We start from the raw sequence: 16,581 nt of genomic DNA on the forward strand, positions 1-16,581 counted from the left end.
CATCAACCTAGAGTAAAAATACAAAGGATGTGAACTTGATCATTATAAATCGCACTTAGGCATCTGATATTTCGATACCCAATTTGCACATGAGACAGTTAAGCATTCATATCTTTGAACGGTCAAACAATTGAGGTGACCTAGCTCACAGGTCATCTTGATGGAGATAGAATATGAGCCAAGACGATAAAAAATGTCCTTATAGCCACTTAACCACTGATTTTGGTGCACCTGTGGTTGATAACCAAAATAGTATGACCGCTGGCGCTAGAGGACCGTTATTAGCCCAAGATTTATGGCTAAATGAAAAACTTGCCAACTTTGTCCGTGAAGTGATTCCTGAGCGCCGTATGCATGCTAAAGGTTCTGGTGCATTTGGTACATTCACCGTCACCCATGATATTACGCAATATACCCGCGCTAAAATCTTTAGCGAAATTGGTAAAAAAACCGAGATGTTTGCGCGCTTTACCACGGTTGCAGGTGAACGCGGTGCAGCAGATGCAGAACGAGACATTCGTGGTTTTGCTTTAAAATTTTATACCGAAGAAGGTAACTGGGATATGGTGGGAAATAACACCCCTGTATTCTTCTTGCGTGACCCGCGTAAATTCCCTGATTTAAATAAGGCCGTTAAGCGCGATCCTAAAACCAACCTACGTAGCGCAACCAATAACTGGGATTTCTGGACTTTACTACCCGAAGCGTTACATCAAGTGACCATCGTGATGTCTGATCGTGGTATTCCTGCAAGTTATCGTCATATGCATGGTTTTAGTAGCCATACCTACAGCTTCATTAATGCTGCCAATGAACGTTTCTGGGTAAAATTCCACTTTAGAACGCAACAAGGGATTAAAAACTTAACCGATGCAGAAGCTGGTGAATTGGTGGGTCAAGATCGTGAAAGTCATCAGCGTGATTTATTTGATGCGATTGAACGTCAAGACTATCCAAAATGGACGCTTTTCGTGCAAATCATGCCCGAGCAAGATGCCGAGAAAGTTCCGTATCACCCATTCGATCTAACCAAAGTATGGCCTCACGGTGATTATCCACTGATTGAAGTTGGTGAGTTTGAACTAAATCGGAATTCTGAGAACTTCTTCTTGGATGTTGAACAATCTGCTTTTGCTCCAAGTAACCTAGTACCAGGCATTAGTGCTTCACCAGACCGTATGTTACAGGCACGCCTGTTTAACTATGCCGATGCTCAACGCTATCGCTTGGGTGTGAACTATCAACAAATTCCAGTCAATGCTGCACGCTGCCCTGTACATAGTAATCACCGTGATGGCCAAGGTCGTACCGATGCCAACTATGGCGGCTTACCGCACTACGAACCAAACAGCTTTGGTCAATGGCAAGAGCAACCTCAGTACAAAGAACCGCCATTAAAAATTAATGGTGATGCTGATTTCTGGGATTACCGTGAAGATGATAATGACTACTTCAGCCAACCACGTGCCTTGTTCGAATTGATGACACCTGAACAACAAGATGCATTATTTGGTAATACGGCTCGTGCCATGGGTGATGCCTTAGACTTCATCAAGTATCGTCATATCCGTAATTGCTATGCTTGCCATCCTGCTTATGGTGAAGGTGTAGCGAAAGCATTAGGCATGACCGTTGCAGATGCTCAAGCTGCTCGTGAAACCGATCCAGCCCGTCATTTACCTAGTTTTCTGTAAACCTTAAATATTGAAATAAAAAGCCATCCTCGGATGGCTTTTTTAATGCAGTTGAGTGACAATTTATTCAACACCCAATTAGAACAATAAATATGCTGAAATCATTAGAACACCTAATCCAAAACCATGACATTATTCTGTTTGATGCAGAGTGCGTGCTATGCTCAGCTTGGGCAGATTTTATGATCAAGCATGATCCACACTGCCAATTCAAACTGGTCTCGGTGCAATCCAATCTGGGGCAGCAGTTATTAACGCGATATCACTTCCCAACTGACCAGATTGAAACCATGCTGTTACTAGAAAAAGGTCAATGCTATACCGAATCGACGGCCTTTCTTCGTATTATGCAGCGACTGGATTTCCCTTATCGCAGCTTGAAATATGCCCGTCTTGTGCCTCAAGCCATCCGAGATTTTGCTTATCGCCGTATCGCCTTAAATCGCTATCGCCTGTTTGGTAAAACGGAACAATGTTATGTCGTGACCCCAGATATTCAGCAGCATTTCCTCGTGGATGAACTTGTCACATGAACAGCGAAAACCAAACCATTCAGCAGATCTTAAGGTTTTGTCAGTGGGTGATTGCCAGCCTTTGGATGTATCAGGGCCTGATTCCCAAGTTAATTTTTCAGGTGCAAGATGAGCACTATGTTTGGCAGCAACTCAATATCGCTCCATCATATATTGCTTGGATGATTTCACTTTCAGGTCTCGCCGAAATTATTTTTGGTAGTCTTTTTTTATGGATCCAACATAAATATCTGCACTGGCTCAACATCATCAGCCTGATTGGCTTATTGATTGTCGTTTTAGTGATTTATCCAGACAAGATCTATCAGGCCTTTAACCCTGTGGTCATGAATATTGCATTGGCAAGCCTTTCTGTGATTTCACTGTGGTGTATCAAAGCATTACAAAATGCTAAGCACGGATAAAGTGCCCTTCACGAATACAATAAAATGGATTGACCAATTTTGAAGACGATTTCATGGCTTGCTGCAGTTCATGTTCAGGCGCATCACGATCTTCATCCGTAAGCTGGAAGGTACGGTAATGTATCGCCAAAGAACGATGGGCATGCAGATCTAAATGGGCATGAAAAGCATCTTGCGGATTCATATGCACATAACGCATCAGCATACGTGGCTCATATGCTCCGATCGGCAATAACGCCACTCGCGCGTCACCATAACGTTCATGGATCTGTTTAAAGTGGGTGGAATAGCCGGTATCACCCGCAAAGAAACAATGGCCTGTTTTGGCGAGTAAGGAGAAACCGCCCCACAAAGCCCGATTTTGATCTCTCACCCCACGCCCAGAAGTATGCTGTGCAGGTGTATACGCGATCTTCAACTCATCATGAAACGGAATTTCCTGCCACCAATCCATTTCAATCACATGTAAATGCTTAGGTAGATAATAGCCATTGCCCAAGCCCGTATAAATCGGCATTTCGAATTTCTGATGTAACCATTCTAAAGTCGCCAAATCCATATGATCATAATGATTGTGGCTTAACAACACCCCATGAATGCTTGGCAAATGCTCTAAGGCAATTCCCGCAGGACAGACACGGCGTGGGCCATTGCCCTGTTTCGGGCTGACATACTCACACCAGACAGGATCGGTTAGGAAATTATAAGGACCAATTTGAATAAGCACCGTGGCATGACCCACAAACCAAATTTGCCAGTCATTCAAATCGGCATGCGGGCGGTTCTGCGGCAGCTCCAACATGTGATTACGCAAAGTCCATTCATGTGAACGGTCTACATTCCAGGTATAAGACTGTCGTGTCGCCAGCCATTTGAGCAAACCTTTACGATCAAATGGGGTTAAGGGTTTCTGTAAATTATAAAAACGGTCAATGCCACAATGGTCAGAAGCCTCATGTGGAAAAGGAGGTTTCCCCCAAGTATGGCTCAAGCAAGATTGTGTCGGCAATTGGTAGGTTAATGTCGGCTTATCTTTCATGTAGGTCTTCTTTGGTGGAATCTCATCGCATGAGGTGAATGGTTTGGTATACCGTTTAGGTCATGGACTATTTTTTAATGCGATCGCCTTTCAAATCGTAATGATTTTTTTAGGATTCTCGTTTTATTCCAGTTTCTAACATCGGTCTTTGATCCTAACATAAGCTTATGCCATATGTTGATTTTCTCTCGCTGAGTCAACACAATTTTACCGAACTAATAAGGCATAATGACAATTCAGTCCCAAGTAGAAATAAATCATTTTTGCTATTTTTTATATTTTAGAAAAAAGCATATTGTATATAAAACAAGCTTAGATATAATGCGGCAACAGTATGATTTTCTCACTATCATAAGCAAAACAATAATAAAACATTCTTGGACCCGTCTTATGGAATTACGTCATTTACGCTATTTCATTACCGTCGCTGAGGAGCTGAGTTTCAGTAAAGCAGCACTCAAACTACACACTTCTCAGCCCTCTCTCAGTCAGCAAATCAAAGACCTCGAAGATGATGTTGGTGTGCAACTGTTACATCGCACCAAACGTAAAGTTGAACTAACCGATGAAGGTCAGGTATTCCTCGAACAAGCTCGACTGACGCTCACACAGGCAGACAAAGCGGTGACCATGGCACGACAGGTGGCTGCGGCCAAAGTGCAATGCTTAAAAATCGGTTTTGTGCCCTCTGCCGAGATTCGGATTTTCCCTTATATCTTGCCGCGTTTAAGAGTTCGCCTACCCAAACTACAAATTCGAACGCTCAATCTCAAAGAAAGCGATCAAATCAATAAGCTTAAAAAAGGCGATTTAGACCTGATTTTTATTAATCAAAAATTTGAAAATGAAGCATTTGTAAGTCAATTGGTCATCAAAGAAGCTTTAGTGTTTATGCTGCCGAAACAACATCCTTTAGCACAGCATGCAGAGATCAACATTGCCCAATTACAGGACTTACCTCTGACCATTTTAACCCACAAGCTGTCTCAACCTTTGGCACGAATCATTACCCAGTACATTAAACAGCAGCAAATTCATTTTCAAAGTATCGATGAAGCCAGCACCATTGCAGAGGCTATTCAAGCGGTACATTCAGGGCATCGTTGTGCCATTTTACCGGCCTATATCCAAGCATTAGCCACTGACCAAATCGTCGTCAGACCGCTCAACCACCCGCTGCCCTGTCTAGATGTGTTTATCAGCTATCAAAAACAAGACCCAAGTGAGGCAACACAACAGTTCATTGAAGAGATTCAACGGGTATTTGCATTCGATCTCATCACCAATCTCAAACCAGAAGAGTAAATATAAAAAGCCGAACGAATCGGCTTTTTATTGGATGAGGAAACTTTCAGCTTAGGCGTTACTAAAAAATTCAGCAAATTTTTGATAGCTTGGTCTTTGTTTCATGTTGTCCAGATAATGCTCAATTGCAGGATGCGATTCGATCTCCCCCATTTTTAGCTGCCAAAATAACATGGCCGCAACCGTGACATCCGCGGCCGTAAACTGCTTGCCACATAAATAGGGATCAACTTCACTCAGTCCTTGCACAAAGGCATTGTAGGCATCCTGATAATCCCCATATCCAACAGAAGATTTTTGCTCAGGTGCGACATCCACACCGAGCATTTTATTAGTCGAAGCAGCTTCCCACGGCCCTGAAATAAAGAATAACCAACGATAATACACGCCACGCTTGGGGTCATTCAGTGCTGGTGCCAATCCTTTGTCCGCAAATTTATCCGCCAGATAAGCACAAATTGCATCCAGCTCATACACCACCACATCACCATCGACCAGCACAGGGACTTTGCCAAAAGGATTGATTTTCAGATATTCAGGCGTTTTCATCTCAGTTTGAAAAGCCACTTCGATACGCTCGCATTCAATGCCCAGTTCGATCAGCAACCAATCAACCACGACGCCACGCGAAAAATTATTGGTATAAAGTTGAAGAGCCATTTTGATATTTCCTTGGTGAGTTATTCTTATTTCAATGTAAGTGTTTTGATTGTCAGTTTTTGTCAGTAGTCGAACGACACACTTCCTGTGTCCACCAGCGTTGAAAGAGTTGTTGTTTGAATTGTGGGTACAGCTCCTGGCTCAGCGCCAATTGCTGAATGCGATCAATTCTAAAATGACGAAAACCTTGACGTAATTCGCACCATGCTGCCAGTACAATTCGATCATTAAAATAGCCCAGTGCAAAAGGCCACAATGTACGGGAACTGACCCGTTGCTGCTCATCCGCATAATCGACAACGATTTTGACTTGCTGGCGGATGGCTAAGCGCACCTGCTCCACCAAAGCTTCATTTACAGGTAACCAGACATTGATTGATCTTAATGTCGTGTGTTCTAGCATGTGCTGGCAGCGCTCTGGCAAAACTGCATTCAGTTTGGCAAGCACAGCCGTTGAAGCCGACTTTAGGGCCAGATCAGGAATATCGTTCAACCAGTTCAGAGCCAAGAAAATCGCTTCGATTTCGGTTTCATTCAATGTCATCGGTGGTAATAGGAAATCTTGTTTCAGCTGAAAACCCAATCCAGCTGCGGCATCAATACAAACGCCTTGCTCACGCAAGGTATCAATATCGCGATAGACACTACGCTGACTGATCTGTAAACGCTCTGCCAACACCTGCGCGGTCACCGGATAGCGATATTCTCTCAGCAGCTGTAATAGATTAAGTAAACGGATTGAACGACTCATACGATCCCTATTGTTATTATGAATGATGGGAATACGAACCCTCCCATCATTGTCGTTTCATCTGATTCGGATAAATTAACTCTCGGTTAAGGCAGCCACATTCAACACACTTTGCAAATAAGCATGTAGATCCTGCACATTGTGCGCAATGGTCAAGGGTTGATATTGCTGCAAGGTTTCAATGCTATGCACCCCATAACTGACCCCAATCCGTGGCATATTCAGATTTTGTGCCATTTCCAAGTCATAACTGGTATCCCCCACCATCACAGCACGGTCAGCAGTGACATCCATTTCAGTCAAAATTTCCTGCAACATCAATGGATCTGGCTTGGATTTGGTTTCACTGGCAGCACGGGTAATATCAAAGATCTCATCACTATTGGTTTGTGCCAAAACCCGATCTAGGCCTTTACGACTTTTGCCTGTTGCCACAGCAAGCTTTAAACCTTGCTGTTTTAAATCCGCGAGCAACTCTGCAACGCCGCTAAACCACGCATCCCCTTTGGAGTTTGCCACATAATGGTCTGCATAACATTGCAAAATATCTTGCTGTAAATGCGGAACTTGTGGAAACAGGATTTGCATGACTTCAGGCAAACCTAAGCCAATAATACTTTTTGCAGCTTCATCCGTCAGCGGTTGTTCAAATTGCTGTGCTGCGTATTGCAAGCTTGCTACGATTTGCCCAACCGAGTCGAATAAGGTGCCATCCCAATCAAAAATCACCAGTTCGATATTTTGACTCATTTCTGCTTTCTCAACTGATCGATCACCTGTTGCATATCTTCAGGCATGGGCGCTTCAATGCTTGGATAGTTTGGAATATCTAAACGCATCGCATGTAAGCACAAACGGCGGGCTTCTGGACCCGTATAGGCCGTATTATGGCCATATTTATCATCCCCAACCAAAGGATGACCAATACTGAGACCATGCACACGGATTTGATGGGTACGACCCGAGAGTGGTGATGCATGCACCAAAGTCGCGGCTTTAAAACGTTCAACCACTTTCCAGTCCGTCTTGCTCGGCTTACCCTCTTTGGTCACACGAACACGACGCTCACCATTGGCCAGTTCATAACGCAATAAGGGTGCATCAATCATTTGCTGATCTAGGCTGACTTGACCTTTGACAATTGCGGCATAAGTTTTTTGAATCTTATGCTCACGCAATAAGTCTTGCAGTAATTTTAAAGTACTGCGCTTTTTACTAATCATCACCAAACCAGAGGTATCACGGTCAATACGATGGATCAGCTCCAGATATTTTTTACCAGTTGCGGCACGCAAGGCTTCAATCAAGCCATAAGCCACACCACTGCCACCATGTACCGCAATCCCTGAGGGTTTATTGATCACCAACAGCCCTTCATCCTCATACACCACACGACTGAGTAAACTTTGCGCTACACTATCGCTTACTGGAGCAGCCGTTTCATCCTTTTGTTCATAACGAATTGGTGCAACCCGAATCTGGTCGCCAATGTTCAATCGCGTTTCGGCTTTTATTCTTTTTTTGTTTACGCGTACTTGTCCTTCACGAATCAAACGATAGATTCGACTCTTCGGTACACCTTTTAATCGGGTAAATAAAAAATTATCTATTCGCTGCCCGTCTTGATGCTCATCCACGTCAAACCAAGTGACACTTTGCCATTGTTGTGTAGAATTCATACGCTCGATTAATCCAAGATTTGCTAAATATGATTAAAAAATGATCATTTAGCTAAGTTATTTCACAAGAAACCTAAACTTAGCCCATAGGCAGATGCTGCAAGGTTTGATATATTCAGCGCACGGATACCGCCGTAAGTGAGCATCAAATCAGAAATTTTATTTAGATAAAATTTTCAATCGATGAGATATTCACCAACAACTCGGATAGGTCCTAAAGAATTATGCCGACGCCGAAGGCTTATTATATCGGCAAAATGGCAAACTGTTGCGTTTAATTGTGCATCAGCACATACAGTTTGTTCAGAAAAAATATGTCGCCAGCAATTTGCTGGTTATTAAACGTAAACTGATCCACATCAGACAATTTGCTCCCTGATGTCGCATTCAGGCTAAAGCGTTGATGCATTGGAACTGCTAAGCAGAGATACGATGATCATTCCGTATCGAGACTTCCAGATGGATCGACTTCAATGCTTAATGACAGTGAAAGTCACCATCCAATGCACCGCTCACCCGCCAGTGAAGCGTACAGGAAACTTTGATTATGTCGGATCTAGTGATATTTCACAGATGTAAGACATGCCATGAAATATCAACGGATTCCAGATTGAAGCAATATTGCTGACATCGAAATAACCGTATCAGAGCCCACAGCTGGATATTTACAGTCAGTGGTTTCAGAGCGACCTATACAACGTTGCTTCTGAGTCTTGATCGCGCCAATGAGATGTTTGCTCAAAAATATTGGGCTTGTTGTTTGTGTGCATCACTATTAGGTGTCACACCCATGAAACGTATGTTGATTAATGCAACCCACGCCGAAGAAGTTCGCGTTGCACTTATCACTGGTAATCGTCTTTACGATTTCGATTTAGAGAATCGTACACGCGAACAAAAAAAATCAAATATCTATAAAGGTCATGTCACTCGCGTTGAACCGTCTTTAGAAGCGGTTTTCGTTGAGTACGGCGCACAGCGTCAAGGCTTTTTGTCTATGCGAGAAATTGCAAACTCGTATTTCAAAGCTGACCCTCGTCAAACTTCAAATATTCGTGAACTCATTACTGAGGGCACTGAATTACTGGTTCAAGTTGAAAAAGAAGAACGTGGCAACAAAGGTGCTGCGCTTTCAACCTTTATTTCACTTGCAGGCCGTTACTTAGTTCTGATGCCGAACAATCCGAAAGGTGGCGGTATCAGCCGTCAAATTTCAGGTTCAGTACGTGAAGAACTGAAAGAAATTTTAGCCTCTTTAAATGTACCGCGTGGCATGAGCGTGATTGTTCGTACTGCGGGGATTGGCCGTACTCAAGAAGAGCTTCAACTCGACTTGCAACACTTACTTGACCTTTGGGCACAAATCCAAGGTTCAGCAAGCTCTGGCCCATCACCGATGTTGGTGCATCAAGAAGCAGGTGTGGTGACCCGTGCGATCCGTGATTATTTACGTGATGACGTAGCTGAAATCCTGATTGATAGCGAACAAGCCTATAACGAAGCGTATAATTTCGTAAAAGCAGTGATGCCACGTCAGTTAGACAAATTAAAAACCTATACCTTGAATGAGCCATTGTTTGCTCATTTTGGAATTGAAAGCCAAATCCAAACGGCTTATGAACGTGAAGTAAAACTGCCTTCTGGTGGTTCAATCGTCATCGACCAAACCGAAGCCTTGGTTTCAATCGATATTAACTCGGCGAAATCAACCCGTGGTCATGATGTTGAAGAAACGGCGTTAAACACCAACTTAGAAGCAGCCGAAGAAATCGCACGTCAACTGCGTTTACGTGATATCGGTGGCCTAGTTGTCATCGATTTCATCGACATGACCAAAGACCGTAACCAGCGTATGGTTGAAGCGAAATTACGTGAAGCGACACAAAGTGACCGCGCACGAATCCAATTCGGTCAACTGTCACGTTTTGGTCTGATGGAAATGAGCCGTCAGCGTTTACGTCCTTCTTTAGAAGAAGCCACAGGTTACGTTTGCCCACGCTGTCATGGTACGGGTATGGTGCGTGACTTACGTTCGTTGTCACTTTCAATCATGCGTAAGGTTGAAGAAATTGCTTTACGTGAACGCCAAGGTGAAGTTCAAGTTGAAGTGCCTGTTGAAATCGCAGCGTTCTTATTGAATGAAAAGCGTCATAGCCTAGTGTACTTAGAACAAACTTCAAATGTTCGTGTGACGGTATTGCCTCACCCACACTTGGAAACACCACACTACCAAATCCAGTTCAACCCTGATGGTTTTGCACCGTCAAGTTATGAACGTACTGAAGCCACTCGTTCTAGCGAAAAAGAATTGGGTTATGAGTCTTCAGACTGGCATTTGGAAGATGCAGAGCATCACCATGCGCCTGCTGCGCAAAACCAAGCTGCTGCACCACAGAAGAAAGGCGCTGCTCAGCAACAGGCCGCTCAAGCAAAACAAACTCAAGCAAGCACACAAAAGTCAGCTAGCCCTTGCGCTTGGTTAGAGAACCTATTTGTTCAAAAACAAGCTCAAACCACTGATCAATCCCGTTCTGCTCAAAATGCAGCCGCAGCGATTGAACAAATGGTGAATAACGGTGCGGTAAGCCGTGGCCAGTTTGGTCAAGTCAACGTGCCAGTTGTAGCTGAAACTGCTGCACCAGCAGCGACCGCAAACAATGCTTATATTTCACAAAATCCTGTGAAACAAGAAGCGCGTGAAACTTTTGAGAAAGACGAAAAATCTCATCGTCCAAATCAAAACCAGAAGAAGCGCAAGCACAAAGAACAGCGTGAACAACACGCACATGCACATGAACAACAAAATCAAGTGCATGAAGAAGTGGTTCAACTGTCACGCCAAGAACAGCGCCAAGAGCAACGTGAGTTAAAGCGTCAACAAAAACGCCAACAACCACAAGAGTCTCAAAACCAGCAACAACATCATGATGCTGCTCAAGGTCATGAGTCTGCGCCGTTGCCACGTCGTGACCGTAACCAGCAACGTCCAAATCGCCCAAATCGTCATCGCGATCAAAGCGTATTGAATGAAGCTCCTGCTGCAACTGAAGCACCAGCAAATCCACAACAAATCAAAGTGGATGTAGTCGATGCGCCACGTAGCGAACCAATGAACACAGCACTGGTTGTGAATATTGATCAAGGTCAAAGCGAAATTGTTGCATTGACGCCACAACAGACCAATGCGCCAGCTGCAAAAGCAGAAGTTGCAACAACTGTTGTAGAAAAAGCTGAGAAAAAACCTGTAACTCAAGCAGAACCAGTGGTTGCAAAAGAAGCACCTGCTGCTGCGGTAGAAGAGACTGCTCAAGCACCGGTGAAACGTGCCAGTAATGACCCACGTTCACGCCGTCGTCAACGTGGTCATCAATCAGCTCAGAAAGCAGTTGTTGTACCCAAAATTGCACCATCGCAAATTCCAGCGTTGGGTCAATACACCTTGGGTAGCTTGATTCGTCATGTTTACGGTGAAGATTGCACCATTTTGATTGAGCAATTTGGTTTGATCACTACGTTTAACCGTGCCCTACAAAAGTTTGCTGAACAATATGCAAGCTCTTTAGTGGTAGAAACAGCGGTTGAGGAAGAAAAGCGTCCTGTAACACGTGATGCTGAGCTTCCAAGTCAAAAGTCGACTGAAGAAGCTGAACCAGCGCCAGTGTTAGCATTAACACCACCTGAAGCTGCGGCTATTCGTGTTGCCAATGATCCACGTGAACGTCGTCGTTTGGCTAAACTTGCTGCGGAACAAGCGAAAGAAGCACACGTTGCATCAACTGCTGCTCCAGCAGCACCTGTTGAACACACTGAAACGCAAGAAGAAGTGAAAGCAGCAGAAACAACGATTGTTGCAGAAGAAACGGCAGTAGCTGCACCTGAGCAACAACCCTTAGAACTTGCTAGTACTGAAGTTGTCGCAGAAGTTGCACCCGTTGAAGCTGAAGCAGCTGAACCTACCGTAACTACTGAGGTTGAAGCCGTAACTGAAACTGTTGCAGAACCTGTTCAAGCTGCTAAAAAAGCTGAACAAAAGCCAGCAGCAACAGAAGCAGAACTTGAAGATGAAGCAGCGAAAGCGGAAAAAGAGAAATCTAGCCGCCCTCGTCGCCCGCGTGGCCGTCCACCTAAAAAAGCCACAGCTGAGTGAGTCATTTGCTAAATTGCACTCAATAAGGCGAAGCCTAGTCATTCCGATGACTAGGCTTTTTTGTTATTTTGTTAAAATTAGGTTGATTGCTCTAGGCACTTACCATTACAAAACAGCATCAACAACAATGGTGTGAATGGTTGTGTTCTAACGGATAGCCATTTCTTGGATTGATCGAAAAATAAACAGGATTGATATGAGCCAAACTACGCAGACCGATATAATTACTCTTGGTGATGTTGCTACTCGACTTCCAAACTTCATCACTAAAGTCCCTCATATCCTCAATGGTCTTAAACAAGCATATTTGCGAACACCAACGTCTCCCGCGGGTTTAGGTATTGCCTTTGAAAAAGCAGTCAAGCGCAACCCTCAAGGCATCGCACTGTTATTTGAAGATCAAAGCTATAGCTATCAAGCACTCAATGAATGGGCAAACCAAATTGCACATTACTATTTATCGCTTGGTGCAAAAAAAGGCGATGTGATTGCTGTGATGGTAGAAAACCGTCCTGAACTGATTGCCAGCATTGTAGCTTTGGCCAAAATCGGGGTCACGATTGCCCTCGTCAATACCTCACAGGTGGGTAAAGTACTTGCACACAGCATTAACTTGGTCAATCCAATTGCCGTAATTGCGGGTGAAGAAGTTCGCGCTGCCATTGATGAAGCACGTCAAGACTTAAAGGTCGCTCAAGATCGTTTTCACTGGTTTGCAGACCAAGAAACGCGTAAACATGCAGGTACAGCACCGCAAGGCTATGTGAATCTTGCCCAACAAATTGATCAGTTTCCAAAATTCAATCCATCAACCACTCGTACTGTAAATGGCAAAGATGGATTGTTCTACATCTATACTTCAGGCACTACGGGCTTACCAAAGGCCGTAATTTTCACACATAGCCGCTGGACGCTCGCTTATGGCACCTATGGCCACATTCTCAATCTCGGTAAAGATGATGTGATGTACGTGACGCTCCCGCTTTACCACGCAACCGGTGTGGTGGTGTGTTGGTGTGGTGTGATTGCAGGTAGTGCCACATTGGCAGTACGCCGTAAATATTCAACCAGTGCGTTCTGGAAAGATGTGCAAAAGTTCAATGCTTCTGCGATTGGTTATGTCGGTGAATTGTGCCGTTATCTGATTGATGCGCCAGTTACAGAACAAGATCGTGCGCATCGTGTGACCAAGATGATTGGTAATGGCATGCGTCCAAATATCTGGGGCAAGTTCAAAGAGCGTTTTGGTGTCGAAGAAGTGCTTGAACTTTATGCATCAAGCGAAGGCAACGTTGGTTTTAGCAACATCTTCAACTTTGACAATACGGTTGGCTTCTCTCCAACACCGTATGCAATCGTTGAATTCGACAAAGAAAAGAATGAACTGGTCCGCGATAAGAAAGGTTACTGTAAGAAAGTGAAGACTGGTGAAGTGGGCTTGCTGATTGGCAAAATCACCAGCCGCTCACCTTTCGATGGCTATACTGACCCAGAAAAAAACAAGTCGGTGATTTTGAAAGATGTGTTTACCCAAGGTGACTCCTATTTCAACACCGGTGACTTGGTGCGTGATATCGGCTTCCGCCATGCCCAGTTTGTGGATCGTTTAGGTGACACCTTCCGCTGGAAAGGCGAAAACGTTTCAACCACAGAAGTTGAAAATATGGTCTGTGAGTATGAAAAGATCGTAGAAGCAGTGGTTTACGGCGTTGAAATTCCAAATACCAACGGTCGCGCAGGTATGGCAGCGATTACCTTGGTTGATGGTGCGGCACTCAATGATGCAGATTTAACCGATATGGTCAATGTATTCAAAAAATGCTTACCTTCTTATGCGATTCCAGTATTCTTACGTGTTCAAGAGAAAGTTGAAACCACAGGCACATTTAAATACCAGAAGAATAAACTGAAAGAAGATGGCTTTAATCCAAGCAAAACTTCTGAACGTTTACTGGTTTTATTACCAGGTGCAAGTAGCTACACTGATGTAAATACAGAGATCTTTGACAATATTCAGAGCTATCAATACCGTTTCTAGTTTATTTTTTAGCTAAACAAGAGGAAATCGTGCTTTTTATAAACAATCATGCACATGTTTTTAAATTTCCTCTTGTGTTAGCTGAATAAGTTGCTAGAATACGCAACATCAAAACGAAGACGCATTTAGAACGAATTAGTTTTAATTGTGTGGCATGTTTAAACACTTGCTTATGGGTCGTTAGCTCAGCTGGTAGAGCAGCGGACTTTTAATCCGTTGGTCCCGCGTTCGAATCGCGGACGACCCACCATCTAATGTTTTGATAGTTTGTAAAATGTATTTTACAAATGCCTGTAAGAGGTTAAGCTACAGAAAATCATAGATTTTCTCTTGCGCTCAGGTAAAACGTTGTTTTACTTACCCTCGCTCAGGGTCGTTAGCTCAGCTGGTAGAGCAGCGGACTTTTAATCCGTTGGTCCCGCGTTCGAATCGCGGACGACCCACCAAATTCTAAAAAGCCTCATCATTGATGAGGCTTTTTTATTGTCTGCTCAATTTCTTTCAAAAAAATGACAGATTCATTTGAATGACTTTAAGCATCCATGCCTAAAGCATCACAACCGTTTAATTATAAAAATTTCTCTAGCACCGAGTTTAAAAAGATATGTCCTTGCTCAGTACAGGCAATTTGGTTTGCATCAGCAATCAATAATTTTTTCTCACGCAACTGATTCAGGCTTTCGCTCAAATCATCCAATTCAAGTCCTGTGCGCTGAGTATAAGTATCAGCAGCTACACCTTGATTTAAACGCAAGGCATTCATCATAAATTCAAAAGGCAATTCTTCTGCCTCAATCCGCTTCATTTGCACGTGTTCAGCAGGCACTTTGGCTAAATAGTCTTTCGGTAAACGGGTTTTCTGAAAACGATAAATGCCATCTGGTCGGGTGACTTTGCCATGCGCCCCGGCACCAATCGCCAAATAATCACCAAATTGCCAATAATTTAAGTTATGCGCAGATGGCTGTTCTTTACGCCATGCTGAAACTTCATAATTCACATAGCCATTGGCTTTTAAATATGCTTCACCTTGTTCTTGAATATGCTCTAGCACTTCATCTTGCGGTAATACTGGCTGAGTGCGGAAGAAAACAGTATTGGGTTCAATGGTCAGTTGATACCAGCTAATATGCGTTGCACCCTGCTCCACAGCCAATCTCAGGTCGGTTAAGGCCTGTTCTTCACTTTGTTGGGGTAAACCATGCATGAGATCGACATTAACGCGCTCAAAGCCAGCCTGACGCGCCTGTTGAATTGCATCCAGTGCATTATTGGCTGAGTGGATACGACCAAGACGCTGTAAGTGGTCTGGATCAAAACTTTGCACACCGAGTGATAAGCGATTAATCCCCACTGCTAGATAATCGGCAAATGGATCATGTTCCACCGTACCTGGATTGGCTTCTAGTGTAATTTCACAATCGGCTTCAAAGTCTAAACGTGCTTTGAGTTGATCGAACAACCATTGATAACCTTGTGCAGAAATCAGTGACGGCGTTCCCCCACCAATAAACACACTATGAATCGATCGGCCTTGTGCCATTTCAATCTGCGTCTCAAAGTCAGCCACTAATGCCACAAGATATTGCTGTTCCAAATCCAATGACAATTGCCCATCTGGAACGGCATGTGAGTTAAAGTCACAATAAGGACATTTACGTACACACCACGGCATATGGATATACAAGGACAGTGGGATATTTGCAGGATTTAACAGACTCAAAATACAAGCTCAATAATAGAACCTGACTATTTTAACATGACTCGGCTCGGTACAGTTGCAGCTTCAATACGGGATACAACTTATCATCCCCTACGGATTCAGTTAGACTGAAAGCAGAAAGAACAATTAGACCGATAATATGATGAAAATTTCCAGCCAATTGCTATTTATTCTGCCCCTAGCTTTAGGGATTGGAATTGCAATGGCCTTTCAAACGGCAATCAATGCACAACTTCGCGAGTATCTCAACTCACCACTACAAGCCGCCTTACTTTCCTTTTTTATTGGGACGATTATTCTAGCCCTGCTGGTTTATTTCCAAGGTGCAGCTAAACCGAGTTTAAGTGAACTTTCCCAAATTCCATGGTTTCTCTGGTTAGGGGGATGCCTTGGGGTTTATGCAATCAGTATGAGCATTTATACTGCACCTAAACTTGGATTTTTAACTTTCTCGGGTTTAGTGATTTTCGGGCAACTGGTCATTTCAATGTTGATTGATCACTTTGGCTGGTTAGGTACAGAAAAAACACCAATCAATTGGCAACGCCTGCTGGGCAGTATTGTGATTTTTATTGGTGTGCTATTCACACTACAACGCTAAGTCTCCC

At 43.7% G+C, this 16,581-nt stretch carries 14 protein-coding genes and 2 tRNA genes; 10 read left to right on the top strand and 6 right to left on the bottom strand.

Translation table 11 applies throughout. The features are described 5' to 3' along the window. The first annotated feature begins 173 nt into the window (after positions 1 to 173). From F957_RS05905 to F957_RS05895, 3 genes are all read left to right on the top strand, one after another. Positions 174 to 1,694, top strand: coding sequence for a catalase (locus tag F957_RS05905; RefSeq protein ID WP_016542402.1), 1,521 nt, complete (start codon positions 174 to 176; stop codon positions 1,692 to 1,694). A 92-nt stretch (positions 1,695 to 1,786) separates the two neighbouring features. Then, positions 1,787 to 2,227 carry a thiol-disulfide oxidoreductase DCC family protein gene (locus F957_RS05900; protein WP_016542401.1) on the top strand — a complete coding sequence of 147 codons (441 nt, stop codon included), beginning with the start codon at positions 1,787 to 1,789 and terminating at the stop codon, positions 2,225 to 2,227. Beyond that, positions 2,224 to 2,631 (top strand): DoxX-like family protein, encoded by a 408-nt coding sequence (locus F957_RS05895; RefSeq protein WP_016542400.1) that lies wholly within the window; start codon positions 2,224 to 2,226, stop codon positions 2,629 to 2,631. The genes F957_RS05900 and F957_RS05895 overlap by 4 nt, the downstream gene beginning before the upstream one ends. Here F957_RS05895 and F957_RS05890 read toward each other — a convergent pair. Further along, positions 2,618 to 3,670: an MBL fold metallo-hydrolase gene (locus tag F957_RS05890; protein WP_016542399.1), complete on the bottom strand. Its 1,053-nt coding sequence runs from the start codon at positions 3,668 to 3,670 to the stop codon at positions 2,618 to 2,620. The two genes, F957_RS05895 and F957_RS05890, sit on opposite strands and share 14 nt — an antisense overlap. A gap of 390 nt (positions 3,671 to 4,060) precedes the next feature. Here F957_RS05890 and F957_RS05885 point away from each other — a divergent pair, with 390 nt between their 5' ends. Next, on the top strand, positions 4,061 to 4,975 hold the full coding sequence (locus tag F957_RS05885) for a LysR substrate-binding domain-containing protein (RefSeq protein WP_016542398.1): 915 nt from the start codon (positions 4,061 to 4,063) through the stop codon (positions 4,973 to 4,975). Positions 4,976 to 5,026: 51 nt separating this feature from the next. Here F957_RS05885 and F957_RS05880 read toward each other — a convergent pair whose 3' ends face one another. The 4 genes from F957_RS05880 to F957_RS05865 all read right to left on the bottom strand — a co-directional run bounded on the left by F957_RS05880 (position 5,027) and on the right by F957_RS05865 (position 8,065). Beyond that, on the bottom strand, positions 5,027 to 5,635 hold the full coding sequence (locus F957_RS05880) for a glutathione S-transferase family protein (RefSeq protein ID WP_016542397.1): 609 nt from the start codon (positions 5,633 to 5,635) through the stop codon (positions 5,027 to 5,029). 52 nt (positions 5,636 to 5,687) lie between these two features. Then, positions 5,688 to 6,386, bottom strand: a complete 699-nt coding sequence (locus F957_RS05875; protein WP_016542396.1) for a helix-turn-helix transcriptional regulator — start codon at positions 6,384 to 6,386, stop codon at positions 5,688 to 5,690. 75 nt (positions 6,387 to 6,461) lie between these two features. After that, positions 6,462 to 7,136 (bottom strand): HAD family hydrolase, encoded by a 675-nt coding sequence (locus F957_RS05870; protein ID WP_016542395.1) that lies wholly within the window; start codon positions 7,134 to 7,136, stop codon positions 6,462 to 6,464. Next, positions 7,133 to 8,065, bottom strand: a complete 933-nt coding sequence (locus F957_RS05865; protein WP_016542394.1) for an RluA family pseudouridine synthase — start codon at positions 8,063 to 8,065, stop codon at positions 7,133 to 7,135. The genes F957_RS05870 and F957_RS05865 overlap by 4 nt, the downstream gene beginning before the upstream one ends. Before the next feature lie 432 nt (positions 8,066 to 8,497). Here F957_RS05865 and F957_RS21675 point away from each other — a divergent pair, with 432 nt between their 5' ends. The 5 genes from F957_RS21675 (at position 8,498) to F957_RS05845 (ending at position 14,696) form a co-directional block, all read left to right on the top strand. Further along, complete coding sequence (locus tag F957_RS21675; RefSeq protein ID WP_016542393.1) at positions 8,498 to 8,644, top strand: hypothetical protein; 147 nt, start codon at positions 8,498 to 8,500, stop codon at positions 8,642 to 8,644. A gap of 211 nt (positions 8,645 to 8,855) precedes the next feature. Then, positions 8,856 to 12,212, top strand: a complete 3,357-nt coding sequence (locus F957_RS05860; RefSeq protein WP_016542392.1) for an Rne/Rng family ribonuclease — start codon at positions 8,856 to 8,858, stop codon at positions 12,210 to 12,212. Between the two features lie 196 nt (positions 12,213 to 12,408). Continuing rightward, on the top strand, positions 12,409 to 14,250 hold the full coding sequence (locus tag F957_RS05855; RefSeq protein ID WP_016542391.1) for a long-chain-acyl-CoA synthetase: 1,842 nt from the start codon (positions 12,409 to 12,411) through the stop codon (positions 14,248 to 14,250). Between the two features lie 174 nt (positions 14,251 to 14,424). Then, a tRNA-Lys gene (locus F957_RS05850) sits at positions 14,425 to 14,500 on the top strand. Positions 14,501 to 14,620: 120 nt separating this feature from the next. After that, positions 14,621 to 14,696: transfer RNA gene (locus F957_RS05845), tRNA-Lys, on the top strand. Between the two features lie 122 nt (positions 14,697 to 14,818). On the opposite strand, the gene hemW is transcribed toward F957_RS05845, so the two are convergent. After that, the gene (hemW, locus tag F957_RS05840; RefSeq protein WP_016542390.1) at positions 14,819 to 15,973 is read right to left on the bottom strand and encodes a radical SAM family heme chaperone HemW; all 1,155 of its coding nucleotides are present in this window, start codon (positions 15,971 to 15,973) and stop codon (positions 14,819 to 14,821) included. 139 nt (positions 15,974 to 16,112) lie between these two features. Between hemW and F957_RS05835 the strand changes: the two genes are divergently transcribed. Next, entirely contained in the window at positions 16,113 to 16,574 is a 462-nt protein-coding gene (locus F957_RS05835; protein WP_016660479.1) for a DMT family transporter, read from the top strand. Positions 16,575 to 16,581 lie beyond the last annotated feature (7 nt).

The sequence above is a fragment of the Acinetobacter gyllenbergii CIP 110306 = MTCC 11365 genome (assembly GCF_000413855.1).
Taxonomy (GTDB): domain Bacteria; phylum Pseudomonadota; class Gammaproteobacteria; order Pseudomonadales; family Moraxellaceae; genus Acinetobacter; species Acinetobacter gyllenbergii.